The following is a 16,195-nucleotide window of genomic DNA, read 5'->3' as shown; positions in this document are numbered from 1 at the left end:
ACGAAACGGAAACCCGCGGCCTGCAAAGCAGCACGAATTCCGCCTCGCCTCCCTGCGCGTCCAAAAGGCGCGCCACACTCTAATGGCTTGCCGCAAGCAACTCTTGCCATTACTGCGGGAGAGACTCATTCCACACGCCGAAGGTAGTGATGGCAAACGCAGCGTCAATGCGCGAAGAGGCGGAAACCATTGCCGTGAAGGCATTGGGCTTCGTTGCCGCCGATCCTGAGCTTCTACCGCGTTTTCTGGCGATCACGGGAATAGAGGCGCATTCGATCCGCCGGGCGGCCGGCGAGCCGGGTTTCCTGGCCGGCGTCCTGCAGTTCATTCTCGCCCACGAGCCGACCTTGATGCGTTTTGCCGAGGAAACCGGCACCCCGCCGGCGGCCGTTGGCAAGGCGTTGCGCGCCTTGCCGCTCGGCGATGACAGTCACGAGCGTTCCACATGAGCGACGATCCCGAAACCGCGCGCCAGATCGAGGAGCTGGCGACCGACGACCGGCCGTTGCTGGTGCTCGACGTTGACGACGTCGTGCTCGAATTCATCCGCCCGTTTCCGCATTTCCTCAAGGCACGCGGCTATGGCCTGACACTGGCTTCCTTCCGGCTGACCGGCAACATTGCCGAAACGGCCAGCGGCCGCCTGATCGAACAACCCGAAGTCACTGCACTCCTGGGCGATTTCTTCGACGCGCAAGCTGATTGGCAAAGCATCACCGATGGCGCCGCGGAGGCCCTGACGGGACTTGGAGGTCGCGCGGAAATCATATTGCTGACGGCCATGCCGCACAGGCATCGCGCCGCGCGCCGCGCCCATCTCGATGCGCTGGGACTAGCCTATCCGCTGCTGACCACCGAGATGGCCAAGGGCCCGGCGGTGGCCAGGCTGCGCGGCAAGACCGGGCGGCCCGTGGTCTTCGTCGACGACCAGCCACACAATCTGGCGTCGGTGCGGGAATCGATCGCCGATGCAAATCTCTTCCACCTGATGGCCGACAATTCGCTGCGCGCGTTCCTGCCCCCGGTCTCGGACGATGTCATCGTCGTCCAGGACTGGCACGAAGCCGCGCCGAAGATCGCGAGCGCTCTGGGACTACAGGCGCTTTGACGCAATTCCGGGGGGAATTGCTGGAGGGCTACCCCCTCAAGGGTTCAGCTTGGCCCCTGCTCCGCCATCATCGGTGCCGCCGCTATTGCTGCCTTCGTTAGCGCTACCGCTGTTAGCGCCACCGCCATTGTCATCGCCGCTCTCATCGTCCGTGCCGCCACCATCATCGACACTGTCATCCACCGCCGGATCGGCGGGCTTCAGCATGACGCCGTTGACAGTGACCGAACCGTCGGCCTTGGTGTTGATAGCCCATTCCAGCTTGCCGTCCGGCAGCGTCTTGGCAAAACCCTTCGCCATGAGAGCGACAGGCACGTACTGCCCGACCTCCGGCTCCGCCTTCGCCGCTTCCTGCAGGTGCTCCATGATCTTGTCGAAACCGGCGACATCGACGGTCAGATTTGCATCGGGCTTCTGGCCGAAGGTCGTCATCTCGCCTTCGAGCGCGATCTCCATGTCCTTGTTCTTCACGGTGCTGTGGCCGATGACCACCTTCGGCGTCTTGGCCAGGAAGTCGGCCTTGAGCTGGTCGCCAAACTCGGCCGGCAGCGGCGGATCCTGATTGAGATCAAAGGCTTCGATCGCCTTCTTCGCCATACTGTCGAGATCGATGCTGGCGCCGCCGAAGTTCAGGTCGATATCGGTAGGCAGCAGTGCCACGCTCCAGCTCGGCAAGAGCTGCTGCGGCACGGTCAGCCCCGAAGCCTTGATGCCATAGCTGATCTTGCCATTCTGGGCGACGCCGTCGGAGCCGAACGCTATGCCGAGCTGGGTTGCCCCGAACGTGCCGATCGGGCTGTCGACCGCGAAATCCTTGAAGCCATAGGTTCCGTCGATACGCTCCCACACCGGAAGCGCGGCGAGCAGAAGCGACTTGAGTTGCGCCTGGTTTGCCTTCAGCGTCTTCTCGTCCTCATTGGCCACGGCAAACGCCAGGAGATCGAGCAGGGGCTTGGTTTGGACGCCCTTGCCGCTGGCCTCCACCGACAATTCCGGCGACTTCACGGTAACGGGAAAATTCAACCCGCTCTCGGGATCATTGAATTTTATCGCTTCGACGAAGTTCGCAATCTTTTGCGTCGTCGTGAAATCGACGCCGCCATTGGCTGCCTTGGCCGCGGACAGGGTCGCGGTGCCGGCACCGGCGCTCGCATCCATCTGCTGCTTGGCGTCCTGCGACGACATCGTCATCCCGGCAATCGAACTGGTGGCGCTGCTGAACGCCGCCAGCTTGGGGTCGTAGACGCCGCTGCCCTTGCCGTCCTTGATCGAAAACCGCGTGCTCTGCTTTCCCTCGGGACCGTTGAACTCGAATGAGGCGCTCTGCGAAAAGTCCATCGAGACATCCCAGGACCCGTCGCTGCGCGGCTTGACCAGCAGGGCGTAGGGCGCAAAGTCGAATTTCACCATCTTCTGGTCGGGGAAGGTCGCGGCAAGCGCCTTGAAATCAAACACGATCTTGTAGGCGTCGCCTTCGGCCGAAACCTTCAGGATACCCTTGTCGAGCGCCTGTTTGCCAACATAGCGCGACAGGTCATCGGACAATTGCTTGGCGCCCTGGTTGTCGACGGTCTGGCCGAAAGCAGGTGCGCTGAGCAGAAGCGCGGTAAACGCAATTGGCAACATAGGGTTCACGGGAATTCTCCGTTCGGTCGAAGGCAAAAATCGTTTCGCATCTCTGGTAGGGAAATACCATCCCGACTGCAAGACGATGACAGTCAGGCAATCGGCTTCAACGTCAGCCGCATCAGCGGCCGGCGGATGGTTTCGTCGACGACCAGCCGCACACTCTGGCATCGCTGCAATAATCCAATAATCAAGGATTCAGTTTCGCCCCGCCCTTGCCGCTATCGTCCACGGCCGGATCGGCGGGCTTCAACATACCGCCATTGACCATCACGGAGCCATCAGACCTGGCGTTGATCACCCATTCCATCCGCCCATCCGGCAACATCTTGGCAAATCCTTTGACGGCCAATGCGAAAGGAAAATATCGTGCCGCTTCCGGTTCGGTCTTGGCCGCAGCCTGCAGTGCCGCCACGATCTTGTCATAGCCCGCGACGTCGACGGTCATGGTTGCATCTGGCCGCTGGCCGGGAAAGGTCGCCTCGCCCTCCAGCGCGATCTCGGTGCCGCCATTTTTGATGACGCTGTGGCCCATGATGAATTTTGGCGTGTTGGCCATGAAGTCGGACTTGATCTGATCGCGGAACCCCGCCGGCAGCGGCGGGTTCTTGCTGAGATCGAATGTCTCGATCATCTTTCTGGCCATGCCGTCGAGGTCGATGTTGGCCCCGCCGAATCTCAGATCAAGCTCGGTAGGGAGCACTGCGGCGATCCAGCTCGGTATGACCTCAGGAAAGGTCAAGCCGGAGACCTTGATGGCATAATCGACCTTACCGTTCTGGGCGATGCCATCAGCCCCGAATGCAGTGCTCAGTTCCGCTGCACCCCAATTGCCTGCGTAGGTATCAAACGCAACGTTCTTGAATGTATAGGTCCCGGCCACCCGATCCCACAGCGGCAGCGCGGCGAGCAGAAGCGCTTTGAGCTCGGCTTGGTCGGCTTTCAACCGGGCCTCGTCTTCATGGGCTACGGCGAATGCCAACAGGTCCAGCAACGGCTTCGTCCGCATAGCTTTGGCGGTTACATCCACGACGAGATCCGTCGTCTTGATCGCTCCGACGGCCCGGCCGTCGATTTTGACCGTTTCGACGAAGTCGGCCATCGCTTGTGTCAGATTAAGGTCGACCCCACCGCTCGCCGACTTGCTGGCGCCGAACTTGGAAGTGCCCGCGCCGACGCTGAGGTCCGTTACTTGCCTGGGCATGCGCGAGGTCATCGTCATGCCGGCTATCGAACTGGCACCGCTGGTAAATGCCGCCAGTTCAGGATAATAGGCGCCCGTGAACTTGCCATGCTTGATGACGATCTGCGCGCTTGTCTGGCCACTCGGATCATTTACCTGGACTGACCCGCTGGTCGAAAAATCCGAGGAGACGTCCCAGCCGCCGTCGCCGCGCGGTTTGACCAGCAGCGTGTAAGGCGGGAAATCGAACTTCGGCAGATCCTTCTTCGGTAAGCCCGCTGCGATCGCCTTCAAATCGACGGTGATCTTGTAGGCATCGCCTGCGGTCGAAACCTTCAAAATGCCTTCGTTGAGCAACTGTTTGCCGACATAGCGCGACAGCTCATCGGAGAGCTGCTTTGCGCCCCGATTGTCAACCGCCTGCCCCCAAGCGGGCACGATCACCGCAAAAACAAGCACAACTGGCAGAATACGCCTCACTTCAACTCTCCCTCTTCAGCCCCGATGAGCAGAATCGCTTCACCGCTAGTAAAATACCGGTGCAATCGCAAGATGAGGTTCTCCTCTACAGCATCAGCCGCATCAGCGGCCGACCGGCCTTGCGCTCCACGAGCCTCTCGAACCCGGCCTTCTCGAACACCCCGGATGAGCCGACGAACAGGCCGATCGAGCGCGAATCGCGGGACAGGTCGATCGGACAGGCATCGACAAGCCGTGCCCCGTTCCTGCGGGCGAAATCGATGCCGCCTTCGACGAGGCGGTGCGTAATGCCTCTGCCACGGGCCTTGGCGCGGATGAAAAAGCAGGAGATCGCCCAAACGGCCGGATCGGAGGCGTCGGCGGGTTCGATCGGCGCCGAACCCCTGCCCTTGTTGTTCCATTCGGGCACGTCGGCGCGTGGCCCGATCTGCATCCAGCCAACCGCCTTGCCGTCCTCGAAGGCCAGCAGCCCGGGCGGCGGGCCGGCCTCGATGCGCGCCTTGATGTGATCCTTGTTGCGTTCGCGGCTGCTCTCGCGCCGCGCCGCCGGCGCCAGCCGGAAATGCGTGCACCAGCAGCCGTAGCAGGCGCCCTGCTTGCCGAAAAGGTCCTCGAAATCAGGCCAGAGCTCTGGCGCCAGCGGCACTATGGTCGTGCTCATGCGTTCTCCCCAGGCCAGGCTTGTCGCTGGCCCTGCGCTGTCGTACCATTGCATTTGTTCTCTTTATGTTCGCAGTGATGGCGGCTCCTGTCAACAATCCCGATCACGGTTTTTGTCGTGACTGCCTGACGTTTCAGCGTGGCGAAACGCGCCGCTGCGAACGCTGCGGCAGCCCTCGCCTTGCCCGCCATCCCGAGCTTTACCGGCTGCACCTCGCCCATATCGATTGCGATGCCTTCTACGCGGCGATCGAAAAGCGCGACAATCCCGCGCTCAAGGACAAGCCGCTGATCATCGGCGGCGGCAAACGCGGGGTCGTCTCCACCGCCTGCTATATAGCGCGCATTCGCGGCGTGCGTTCCGCCATGCCGATGTTCAAGGCGCTCGAGGCCTGCCCCGAGGCGGTGGTGATCGCACCCAACATGGAAAAATATGTGCGTGTCGGCCACGAGGTGCGCGCCATGATGCAGGCGTTGACGCCGTTGGTCGAGCCGCTGTCGATCGATGAGGCGTTCCTCGATCTCGCCGGCACCGAGCGGCTGCACGGCCTGCCGCCGGCGGTGGTGCTGGCGCGCTTCGCGCTAGCCGTGGAGAAGGAAATCGGCATCACCGTGTCGGCCGGCCTGTCCTATTGCAAGTTCCTCGCCAAGATTGCATCGGACTTCCGCAAGCCGCGCGGCTTTTCGGTAATTGGCGAGGCCGAGGCGGTCGGCTTCCTGGCAACGCAGCCGGTGACCATGATCTGGGGCGTCGGCAAGGCGTTCAACGCCACGCTGGAACAGGATGGCATCCGCACCATCGGTCAGCTCCAGAAGATGGAGCGTAGCGACCTGATGCGTCGCTACGGGGTGATGGGCGAACGGCTCTACCGGCTTTCGCGCGGTGAGGATGTCCGCCGCGTCGACCCCGACCAGGATGCCAAGAGCGTATCGGCCGAAACCACTTTCGACACCGACATCGCCTCGCTGGACGAGCTGACCTCGGTGCTGAGGGGCCTTTCTGAAAAAGTCTCGGCGCGGCTGAAGAAGTCAGGCATTGCGGGTCGCACCGTGGTGCTGAAGCTGAAGACCCAGGATTTCAAGCTGCGCACGCGCAACCGTCAGCTTGGCGACCCGACCCGGCTCGCGGACCGCATCTTTTCGACCGGCGTGGAGCTTCTTCGCAAGGAGACGGACGGGACAAAATTTCGATTGCTTGGCATCGGCGTCAGCGACCTTTCGGATGACGACAAGGCCGACCCACCGGATCTGGTCGATGTCCAGTCGCGCAAGCGCGCCATGGCCGAAGGCGCCATCGATGCGTTGCGCGACAAATTCGGGCGCAAGGCGGTGCAAACCGGCTACACCTTCGGCAAGGGCCGCGACGCCCATCCGCCGGAGCCGCTTGAGGATTGAACCAGATCAGCTGCGTCGAAGGTCGATGCGGCTGGTCACGACGCTCTTTCCGGTCTTGGGATCACGGTCGACCACGGTCAAAACAATGCCGTCCGCCCCGTTTTTCTGTACGGTAAGCTGCGCGGTGCGGTCGCCATTGACCTCCTTGGCCCAGCGGATGGCGAGGTTTATGGCATTGCCAGAACGATTTCCGTTCAGCTGCGCCGGTCCGGTGCGCGATCCCACATAGACGCCGCTGTATTTGGCGCCGCTGGTCTTCAGACGGGCGCTGATGGCGCGTGTCACCAGGATCAGGCCGCGGCAGTTGCCGTCGAGCGACAGCGAAGACGATGTCGCATCCGATTTGAATGTGCAGGAAACGCTGACCGTCGGCGCCTGCGTCGTCACCTGAACAGTTCCCTTGCCGGCGAAACTGCCCTGGAAGGACTGGAGAAATTTGCTGTCGTCGGCACGCGCGGCAGTGGCCGCGACGAGCAGGCATCCAGCAAGCGCAAACCGCGTGAGTGATGTCATCGAAGGTCTCCTTGTGACTGGGTGGAGGGGCAATCGGCGATGCTCAGGCGGGATCCAGCGACTCAACGCACCTTGCCATGTCAGGTTCCGACAAGACTGTTTTGCAGCAGCGCGCAAAGTCTCTGGCCCAGTCAAATGGGGCGGCTAGTGGTTGCGGCAAAAACCCCGGCTTGCGACATAGCGGACATGGCACCCACCCCTTCGATCCCCAAGGCAGCGTTCTGGATGGCGCTGTCGATCACGTCGTTCCTAGCGATGTCCGTCGCCGGCCGCGCCACCACGGCCGAACTCAACGTCTTCCAGGTGCTGGAACTGCGCTCGGTGATCGGCTTCTTTATCCTCTTGCCGCTGGTGTTTGCGAGCGGCGGGTTTGCGGCGATGCGCACGCAACGTCCCCTCGCCCATCTCGCCCGAAACGTCATCCACTATACCGGGCAGGCGGCATGGCTCTACGCCTTGACCTTGATTCCGCTGGCCGTGCTGATTTCGATCGAATTCACCACACCGATCTGGACGGCTATCCTGGCGGTGACTTTTCTTGGTGAAAGGCTGTCCAGGCCAAAGCTTGCCGCGATCGTGCTGGGCCTGATCGGCGTGGTGGTCATCGTTCGGCCCGGTGTGGGCTCGGTCGATCCGGGCCATCTCGTCGTGCTCGGCGCCGCGGTCTGCTTCGGCATCTCGGTGGTCATGGTCAAATCGCTGACGCGGACGGACAGCGTCGTACGCATCATCTTCTGGATGCTGATCATCCAGTCGGTGGTCGGCCTCGTTCCAGCCCTTTACGAGTGGCGCAACCCGCCACTGCAACTGTGGCCGTGGATCGTGCTGATTGCCTTCACCGGCATGTCGTCCCACTTCTGCATGGCCCGCGCGCTTGGCTATGCCGACGCCACCGTCATTTCGCCGATGGATTTCCTGCGCGTGCCGTTGTCGGCGCTGATCGGCTGGCTGCTCTACAGCGAACAGATCGACGCTTTCACCGCCGGCGGCGCACTGCTCATCCTGATGGGCAACCTGCTCAATCTACAGCGGAAACCGGCAAGGCCGGCGGAAGTGGCCGCTTCGTAAAACCGCCGCCGATCAGTCGCCCTCGTTCGGTATGTTGAGGACGTGTCCGCAGGCCTTGCAGTGCACGGCGTCCGGTTCATGCCGCTGCAACCCGCACTGCGGGCATGGAAAGAACACCTTGGCCGGCCGAAAGATCGCCTGCGCCAGCCTGACGAACAGCGATATGCCGATGATCATGGTGACGATCGCCGTCAGCTTGCCGGCGATGCCCGGCAGCACGATGTCGCCGAAGCCGGTCGTCGTCACGGTCGCGACGGTGAAGTAGAGCGCGTCGATGTAGTTTTCCAGCCCGGCTCCGTTGCGGAAGAAGAACGTGTAGACGAAGCCCGTGATGACAAAGAGAAAGGTCAAAAGATTGATGACCGCGTGGCTTGCCTCGCGCCAGGGTCTCAGGCCGCGCATCTCGAAATGCCGCCAGATCGAACCGCTGCGCGATAGCGACCACAGCCGCAGAATGCGCAGAAAGCCTAGATTTGCGAGCGCCGTCGGCATCAGCAACGTCAGAAGGATGAAGGCATCCACCCAGAAGGTCGGCTGCTTCATCAGGCGCAGCATGTCGTTCGAGGCCAGCAGCCTGGCGCCCAGATCGGCGGCGACGAGGGCCGCCACGGCATAGTCCAGCCACAGAAACGAGGCCGATTGCTGGATGACCGGCGTGGCGATGAAGAAGGCGATGATGGCGAGGTCGATGATGACAGCGACCAGTTGGAACCGGAACGCGGCGGGCGAGCGTCCATGATAGAGCCTGCGCAGCGTGTCGCGCAGCTGTGCCGTCACGGAGAGACCCTGCGGTGCCTTGCTGTCGGCGCCTGTCATGCCGATCGCGACAGCGTGAGCAGCGGATGCCTTCCCTGGGATTGCCGTCCGGCAAGCGCGCAGATCACACCAGTTCCACTTCGACCACGCCCGGCACGGCGCGCATCGCCGAGGCGATCTGCGGCGAGACGCGATAGCCGCCCTGCAAGGCAATTTCGACCTCGCCCTGCGCCTCTTCCTTGATCACGATGATGCTCACCTGGCTTTCACCGCGCTGGGTGAGCTGGGATTGGATGATCGAGGCAGGCCCATCGTTCCGGACGAAAATGCGCAGCGCCTTCTGGATGCGGCTTGCTTCGTCTTCCAGCGATTGGACGGAGTTGATGCGCAGGTTGACACCCTCGGGCCTGTCTTCCGCCGCGACGGTGATGACAACGGAGCGGCCGGCTTCGAGGAGATCGCGGTACTGGGCCAATCCTTCTGAAAACAACACGGCCTCGTACTGGCCGGAGGTGTCGGAAAAGGCCACCACGCCCATCTTGTTGCCGGTGCGCGTCTTGCGCTCCTGCTTGCTGGTAACGGTGCCGGCAAGCCTGCCGGCGGAAGCGCCGCGCTTGACGGCAGCGGAGAACTCCGCCCAGTTCTGCACCCGCATCTTCTGCAGCGCCGCCTTGTACTCGTCGAGCGGATGCGCCGAGAGATAGAAGCCGACGACCTGGAATTCGCGGTGCAGCCGGTCGGCGGCGAGCCACGGATCGGTCGGCGGCAGGTTGAGCGCCTGCGACTGGGCGCCGAGCGAGGCGCCGAAAATATCGGCCTGGCCGGAAACGGCGTTCTGCTGGGCGAGTGACGCCAGCCCCATCATCCGCTCGACGCCAGCCAACATCTGGGCGCGATCGTGGCCGAAGCAGTCGAGCGCGCCGGCCATGATCAGGCTCTCGAAAACCCGCTTGCCGACGATCTTCGGGTCGACCCTCTCGCAGAAATCGGCCAGGCTCTTGAACGGCTTTTCTCCGCGAACGGCGACGATGTGCTCCACCGCGGCGTCGCCGACGCCCTTGAGGGCAGCCATCGAGTAATAGATGCGGTTCTCGCCGACCTCGAAGGCACGAAAACTGGTCATCACCGACGGCGCCAGGACCTCGATGCCGAGGCGCAGCGCATCCTGGCGAAAGTCGGCGAGCTTGTCGGTGTTGCCCATGTCGAGCGTCATCGACGCTGCCAGGAACTCGACCGGATAATGCGCCTTGAGATAGGCGGTCTGGTACGAGACGACAGCGTAGGCGGCCGCGTGCGACTTGTTGAAACCATAGTCGGCGAACTTGGCCAGCAGGTCGAAAATGAAGTCGGCTTGCGGCTTGGCGACGCCGCGCTCGACCGCGCCGGAGACAAAGCGCTCGCGTTGCTTGTCCATCTCGGCGCGGATCTTCTTGCCCATGGCGCGGCGCAGAAGGTCGGCTTCGCCGAGCGAATAGCCGGACAGCTCCTGCGCGATCTGCATCACCTGTTCCTGGTAGACGATGACGCCTTGCGTCTCCTTCACCAGATGGTCGATCTTGGGATGGATCGAGGCCATCTCCTCCTCGCCATGCTTTCTGGCGTTGTAGGTCGGGATGTTTTCCATCGGGCCCGGCCGGTAGAGCGCGACCAGCGCGATGATGTCCTCGATGCAGTCGGGCCGCATGCCGATCAGCGCCTTGCGCATGCCGGCGCTTTCCACCTGGAACACGCCAACCACCTCGCCGCGCGAGAGCATCGCGTAGGTCTCGGGATCGTCGAGCGGGATGGTCGCGAGATCGATGTCGATGCCGCGGCGACGGATCAGCTTTACGGCGGTCTCCAGCACCGTCAGCGTCTTCAGGCCGAGGAAGTCGAACTTCACCAGCCCGGCCTGCTCGACATATTTCATGTTGAACTGGGTGACAGGCATGTCCGAGCGCGGATCGCGGTACATCGGCACCAGTTCCGACAATGGTCGGTCGCCGATGACGATGCCGGCGGCATGCGTTGAGGCATGGCGGTAGAGGCCTTCCAGCTTCTGCGCCATGTCGAGCAGCGTCTGGACGATCGGCTCCTTCTCGGCCTCCTCGGCAAAGCGTGGCTCGTTGGCGATGGCATCGGCGAGCTTGACCGGATTGGCAGGGTTCTGAGGTACCATTTTTGAGAGCTTGTCGACCTGGCCATAGGGCATCTGCAGAACACGGCCGACGTCGCGCAGCACCGCGCGCGCCTGCAGCGTACCGAAGGTGATGATCTGGCCGACCTGGTCGCGGCCGTATTTCTGCTGGACGTAGCGGATCACCTCCTCGCGGCGATCCTGGCAGAAGTCGATGTCGAAATCGGGCATCGACACGCGGTCCGGATTGAGGAAGCGTTCGAACAGCAGTGAGAAACGCAGCGGATCGATGTCGGTGATGGTCGTCGAATAGGCGACCAGCGAACCGGCACCCGAACCACGCCCCGGCCCGACCGGAATGCCTTGTGCCTTCGCCCATTTGATGAAGTCGGCGACGATCAGGAAATAGCCGGGGAATTTCATCTTCTCGATGATGCCAAGCTCGAATTCGAGCCGCTCACGATATTGCTCGACCGTGTAGCCCGGTGTCGGTCCGTGCAGGGCAAGCCGGGCATCGAGCCCTTGGCGCGCCTGGCGGGCCAGTTCCTCGGCCTCGGCCTTTTCGGCGGCGTCCTTGTCGGAGGCATCGCCGCCCGTGAAACGCGGCAGGATCGGGCTACGGGTTTTCGGATAGTAGGAGCAGCGCAACGCGATCTCGACCGTGTTGTCGATCGCTTCCGGCAGGTCGGCGAACAATTTCGCCATGTCGGCCTGGCTGCGCAGAAAATTGTCCGGCGATAGCCGGCGGCGGGTGTCGACGGCGACGACCGAACCTTCGGCGATGGCGATCAACGCATCGTGCGCCTCATACTCGTCGCGCGACGAGAAGAAGGCCTCGTTGGTGGCAACCAGCGGCAATTCATGGGAATAGGCGAGATCGATCGAGGATTTCTCGATCATGCGATCATAACCCGAAACCCGGTCCAGTTCGACATAGAGGCGGTCGCCGAACATCGTCTTGAGCGTGAGCAGGCGTGCCTCGGCGAGATCGCGGCGGTCTTCCTTCAGGGCTATGCCGATCGGACCGCGCGGCCCGCCACTGAGGCAAATCAGGCCGTCACATTGGCCGTCCATCATTTCGGTGGTCAGGTGCACCGCTTCACCGGGCGGTGTTTCGAGGTATACGCGGCTGACCAGCCGGACCAGATTGGAATAGCCGGCTTCGGTGGCCGCGATCAGCACCACCGGCCGCATGTCGGGACCTTGCCGACGGCGATCACGCTGGCCATCGCTGTTTTCGCCGGAGAAGGCGAGAGCGATCTGGCAGCCGATGATCGGCTGGATGCCGTCCTTCACCGCCTTCTGCGCGAACTCCAGCGCGCCGAACAGATTGTTGGTATCGGTGACGGCGATGGCCGGCGCTTCGTCCTTGACGGCATGGCCGACGATCTTGCCGAGTTGCAGCGCGCCTTCCAACAGCGAATAGGCCGAATGCACGCGCAGATGGACGAACGGCCGCGCCGGTATCTCAGGCCGCGCCGCCGCGATCGCGGCTTCGCGCTTCAGGGGGTCGCGTGGAAGTCTGTCATCCGCCATGGTTTTTCGCGCTGCCGAAGGTCTTTGAGTCGATGAGAATGTATTGTCCGGGACCGGGCGATACCAGTCCAGCACAAACGACTACTGACCACAGGCTTCCAGCCCGCTCAGGCGAATTCCATGATCACCGCGTCGACAGCCAGGCTGTCGCCCGGCTTGGCGTTGAGTTTCGACACGACAAGATCGCGCTCGGCGCGCAGAACGTTTTCCATCTTCATGGCCTCGACAACGGCCAAGGTCTCGCCGGCCTTGACCTCCTGGCCCTCGGCAACGGCGATCGACACCACAAGCCCGGGCATCGGGCAAAGCAGCAGTTTCGACGTGTCCGGTGCCACCTTTTCCGGCATCAGCCGTTCAAGCTCGGCGATGCGCGGCAGCATGGCTCGCGCCGTCACCGACATGCCTTTCCAGGCGATGCGCAGGCCATTGGCGACAGGCCGGATCTGGGCGGCGACCCTGTGCTTGCCGACCGTACCGCGCCAGATCAGGTCGCCCGGTCGCCAATCGGACGAAACGGTCAGCGCCTTGCCGCCGTCGATCGACAGGTCGATTTCCATCGGGATGGAAATCATGCCCTCGAGGATCGACGCCGACAAATAGTCTTCGCCGATCTTCACCACCCAATCGCGCTTGAGCGCTCCCGAATGCGGCGCCAGCCGCCCGCCCAGCCGGTCGAGACGGTCGCGGCGCAGCAGTTCCACCGCGGTGGCGATCGACGCCAGCACGGCCTTTTCCTCGCTGTTCGGCACGACGGGGGCAAAACCGTCGGGATATTCCTCAGCTATGAAACCGGTCGATATCGCCCCTTCCCGCCAGCGCGGATGCTGCATCAGTGCCGCCAGGAACGGAATGTTGTGCTCGATGCCGTCGACCACAAAGCTGTCGAGCGCTTCCGACATGGCATCGATTGCCTCGAGCCGGGTCGGTGCCCAGGTACACAGCTTGGCGAGCATCGGGTCGTAGAACATCGAAATCTCCGAGCCTTCGGTGACGCCGGTGTCGTTGCGGATGACGACATCGCCGAACTGCCCCTCCTCCGGCGGCCGATAGCGGGTCAGCCGGCCGATCGATGGCAGAAAATTGCGATAGGGATCCTCGGCATAGAGCCGGCTTTCCACCGCCCAGCCGTTCAGCTTGATGTCGCCCTGCTTCAAGGTCAGCTTTTCGCCGGCGGCGACGCGGATCATCTGCTCGACCAGATCGATGCCGGTGACCAGCTCCGTCACGGGGTGCTCGACCTGCAATCGTGTATTCATTTCAAGGAAATAGAAGTTCTTGTCCTTGTCGACGATGAACTCGACGGTGCCGGCGCTCTGGTAGTCGACGGCCCTGGCCAGCGCCACCGACTGTTCGCCCATGGCCTTGCGCGTCTTGGCATCGAGGAAGGGCGATGGCGCCTCCTCGGCGACCTTCTGGTTGCGCCGCTGAATCGAGCATTCGCGCTCGCCGAGATAGAGGGCGTTGCCATGCGCGTCGGCCAGCACCTGGATCTCGATATGGCGCGGATCGACGACGAATTTCTCGATGAACACCCGGTCGTCCCCGAACGAACTCTTGGCCTCGGAGCGTGCCCGGTCGAACCCGTCGCGTACTTCAGACTGGTCCCAGGCGATGCGCATGCCCTTGCCGCCGCCGCCGGCCGAGGCTTTGATCATGACGGGATAGCCGATCTCGCCAGCGATCTTTTCGGCATGGTCGGCATTTTCTATGACACCGAGCCAGCCGGGCACGGTGGAAACCTTGGCGGCGTTGGCGAACTTCTTCGATTCGATCTTGTCGCCCATCGCCTTGATGGCCTTGGGCTTGGGGCCGATGAATATGATGCCTTCCGCTTCAAGTGCTTCGCAGAACGCGGCTCGCTCGGACAGGAAGCCATAGCCCGGATGCACCGCCTGAGCGCCGGTCGCCTTGCAGGCGGCGATGATCTTTTCCGGCACGAGATAGCTCTGCGCCGCCGGCGATGGCCCGATATGCACCGCCTCGTCGGCCATCTCGACATGCACGGCATTGCGATCGGCATCGGAATAGACGGCGACCGTGGCAATGCCCATCTTGCGCGCCGTCCTGATGACGCGGCAGGCGATCTCGCCACGGTTGGCGATCAGGATCTTGGTGAACATGCGGGCAGAATTCCCCTCCGGCGAACGGTTCAGTTCTATGGACTATGTCGCCATGTCTCAAGTACCGCGATGGACGACATGAAAGCCGCGCCAGCGACGCGCCATTGCGCTCTCTGCCGAACCGGTTGTCGAATGGTGTGCTATCTGCGTCAACAAAGCCGACATTTCGTCTCATCTGACAGTTGATGAGCAGCCCAAAACCTGAAAACTTGGACACAAAAATCGCCTTGGAGGAATTGCCCGATGAAAACCCGCGCCGCAGTCGCTGTCGCCGCCGGAAAGCCGCTGGAGATCATGGAGGTCGACCTCGAGGGACCGCGCGATGGCGAGGTGCTGGTCGAGATCAAGGCGACCGGCATCTGCCACACCGACGAATTCACGCTGTCTGGCGCCGATCCCGAAGGCATTTTCCCGGCCATTCTCGGCCATGAAGGCGCCGGCGTGGTGGTCGATGTCGGCAAGGGCGTCACCTCCGTCAAGAAGGGCGACCATGTCATCCCGCTCTACACGCCCGAATGCCGGCAGTGCCCGTCCTGCCTGTCGCGCAAGACCAATCTGTGCACCGCCATCCGCGCCACGCAGGGGCAAGGCCTGATGCCCGACGGCTCGTCGCGCTTCTCGATCGGCAAGGACAAGATCTTCCACTATATGGGCTGCTCGACCTTCTCCAACTTCACCGTGCTGCCCGAGATCGCGGTCGCCAAGGTCAACCCCGACGCTCCTTTCGACAAGATCTGCTACATCGGCTGTGGCGTGACCACAGGCATCGGTGCGGTCATCAACACCGCCAAGGTCGAGCAAGGGGCCACCGCCGTCGTCTTCGGCCTCGGCGGTATTGGCCTCAATGTCATCCAGGGCCTGAAGCTTGCCGGCGCCGACATGATCATCGGTGTCGATTTGAACAACGACAAGAAGGCCTGGGGCGAGCGCTTCGGCATGACGCATTTCGTCAATCCGAAGGAGATCGAGGGCGACATCGTCCCCCACCTCGTCAACATGACCAAGCGCGGTGCCGACCAGATTGGCGGCGCCGACTATACCTTCGACTGCACCGGCAACACCAAGGTGATGCGCCAGGCGCTGGAGGCTTCGCATCGCGGCTGGGGCAAGTCGGTCGTCATCGGCGTCGCCGGCGCCGGCCAGGAAATCTCGACCAGGCCGTTCCAGCTGGTCACCGGACGCTCCTGGATGGGCACCGCCTTCGGCGGCGCGCGCGGCCGCACCGACGTGCCAAAAATCGTCGACTGGTACATGGACGGCAAGATCCAGATCGATCCGATGATCACCCACACGCTGAAGCTCGAGGACATCAACAGGGGTTTCGACCTCATGCATGAGGGCAAGTCGATCAGGAGCGTGGTGGTTTATTGAAGGAGGTTCGAATTCGCTTCGTCGACCCTGAGAAGTCGACGATCCATCGAATACGGAACTTTGGTGAGGATCTTTGGCGCAGCTTTCGGGAAGAAAAGCGCGTCACGATCAATCTGGAGGAGATCGATCGGGCGCATGATCAGGTCGCTTACCTCGTGCATGGACATTTTCTAAGGAGGAGTCTCACCGAAGTACATCGCCTGCTGAAGGTGCACTTCATGGAAAATGAGGTCGTCATCGAGACATAGTCGAGATGACAAACA

General features: G+C 62.5%; 13 protein-coding genes. 6 read left to right on the top strand and 7 right to left on the bottom strand.

Going from position 1 to position 16,195, the window contains the following annotated elements:
• Positions 1-149: 149 nt before the first annotated feature.
• Positions 150-449: a DUF3572 domain-containing protein gene (locus tag EN850_RS19390; protein WP_135915802.1), complete on the top strand. Its 300-nt coding sequence runs from the start codon at positions 150-152 to the stop codon at positions 447-449.
• Positions 446-1,108, top strand: coding sequence for a hypothetical protein (locus EN850_RS19385; RefSeq protein WP_136092044.1), 663 nt, complete (start codon positions 446-448; stop codon positions 1,106-1,108). Before EN850_RS19390 ends, EN850_RS19385 begins: the two co-directional genes overlap by 4 nt.
• Positions 1,109-1,144: 36 nt before the next feature.
• Here the strand turns inward: EN850_RS19385 and EN850_RS19380 are convergent, their stop codons facing one another.
• The 3 genes from EN850_RS19380 to EN850_RS19370 form a co-directional block, all read right to left on the bottom strand.
• Positions 1,145-2,734 carry a hypothetical protein gene (locus EN850_RS19380; protein ID WP_136092184.1) on the bottom strand — a complete coding sequence of 530 codons (1,590 nt, stop codon included), beginning with the start codon at positions 2,732-2,734 and terminating at the stop codon, positions 1,145-1,147.
• Positions 2,735-2,924: 190 nt separating this feature from the next.
• Positions 2,925-4,397, bottom strand: a complete 1,473-nt coding sequence (locus EN850_RS19375; RefSeq protein ID WP_136092043.1) for a hypothetical protein — start codon at positions 4,395-4,397, stop codon at positions 2,925-2,927.
• An 85-nt stretch (positions 4,398-4,482) separates the two neighbouring features.
• On the bottom strand, positions 4,483-5,058 hold the full coding sequence (locus tag EN850_RS19370; protein ID WP_136092042.1) for a GNAT family N-acetyltransferase: 576 nt from the start codon (positions 5,056-5,058) through the stop codon (positions 4,483-4,485).
• Positions 5,059-5,123: 65 nt separating this feature from the next.
• Here EN850_RS19370 and EN850_RS19365 point away from each other — a divergent pair, with 65 nt between their 5' ends.
• Positions 5,124-6,452, top strand: coding sequence for a DNA polymerase IV (locus tag EN850_RS19365; RefSeq protein ID WP_136092041.1), 1,329 nt, complete (start codon positions 5,124-5,126; stop codon positions 6,450-6,452).
• Positions 6,453-6,458: 6 nt separating this feature from the next.
• Here the strand turns inward: EN850_RS19365 and EN850_RS19360 are convergent, their stop codons facing one another.
• A complete protein-coding gene (locus EN850_RS19360) occupies positions 6,459-6,965 on the bottom strand; it encodes a hypothetical protein (protein ID WP_135864383.1) in 507 nt (168 codons plus the stop codon).
• 186 nt (positions 6,966-7,151) lie between these two features.
• On the opposite strand from EN850_RS19360, the gene EN850_RS19355 reads away from it, so the two are divergent.
• Positions 7,152-8,033 carry a DMT family transporter gene (locus EN850_RS19355; RefSeq protein WP_127872604.1) on the top strand — a complete coding sequence of 294 codons (882 nt, stop codon included), beginning with the start codon at positions 7,152-7,154 and terminating at the stop codon, positions 8,031-8,033.
• A gap of 12 nt (positions 8,034-8,045) precedes the next feature.
• Here EN850_RS19355 and EN850_RS19350 read toward each other — a convergent pair whose 3' ends face one another.
• From EN850_RS19350 to EN850_RS19340, 3 genes are all read right to left on the bottom strand, one after another.
• Positions 8,046-8,849: a potassium channel family protein gene (locus tag EN850_RS19350; protein ID WP_135880500.1), complete on the bottom strand. Its 804-nt coding sequence runs from the start codon at positions 8,847-8,849 to the stop codon at positions 8,046-8,048.
• A 64-nt stretch (positions 8,850-8,913) separates the two neighbouring features.
• Positions 8,914-12,441: a DNA polymerase III subunit alpha gene (dnaE, locus tag EN850_RS19345; RefSeq protein WP_135921494.1), complete on the bottom strand. Its 3,528-nt coding sequence runs from the start codon at positions 12,439-12,441 to the stop codon at positions 8,914-8,916.
• Positions 12,442-12,548: 107 nt separating this feature from the next.
• Positions 12,549-14,561 (bottom strand): acetyl/propionyl/methylcrotonyl-CoA carboxylase subunit alpha, encoded by a 2,013-nt coding sequence (locus EN850_RS19340; protein WP_136092040.1) that lies wholly within the window; start codon positions 14,559-14,561, stop codon positions 12,549-12,551.
• Positions 14,562-14,804: 243 nt separating this feature from the next.
• Here EN850_RS19340 and EN850_RS19335 point away from each other — a divergent pair, with 243 nt between their 5' ends.
• Entirely contained in the window at positions 14,805-15,932 is a 1,128-nt protein-coding gene (locus tag EN850_RS19335; RefSeq protein WP_135880503.1) for an S-(hydroxymethyl)glutathione dehydrogenase/class III alcohol dehydrogenase, read from the top strand.
• Positions 15,929-16,180 carry a hypothetical protein gene (locus tag EN850_RS19330; protein WP_135919493.1) on the top strand — a complete coding sequence of 84 codons (252 nt, stop codon included), beginning with the start codon at positions 15,929-15,931 and terminating at the stop codon, positions 16,178-16,180. The genes EN850_RS19335 and EN850_RS19330 overlap by 4 nt, the downstream gene beginning before the upstream one ends.
• Positions 16,181-16,195 lie beyond the last annotated feature (15 nt).

Source organism: Mesorhizobium sp. M8A.F.Ca.ET.207.01.1.1, assembly GCF_004794715.1.
GTDB lineage: Bacteria > Pseudomonadota > Alphaproteobacteria > Rhizobiales > Rhizobiaceae > Mesorhizobium.
This window is presented reverse-complemented; position numbering and strand designations above follow the sequence as displayed.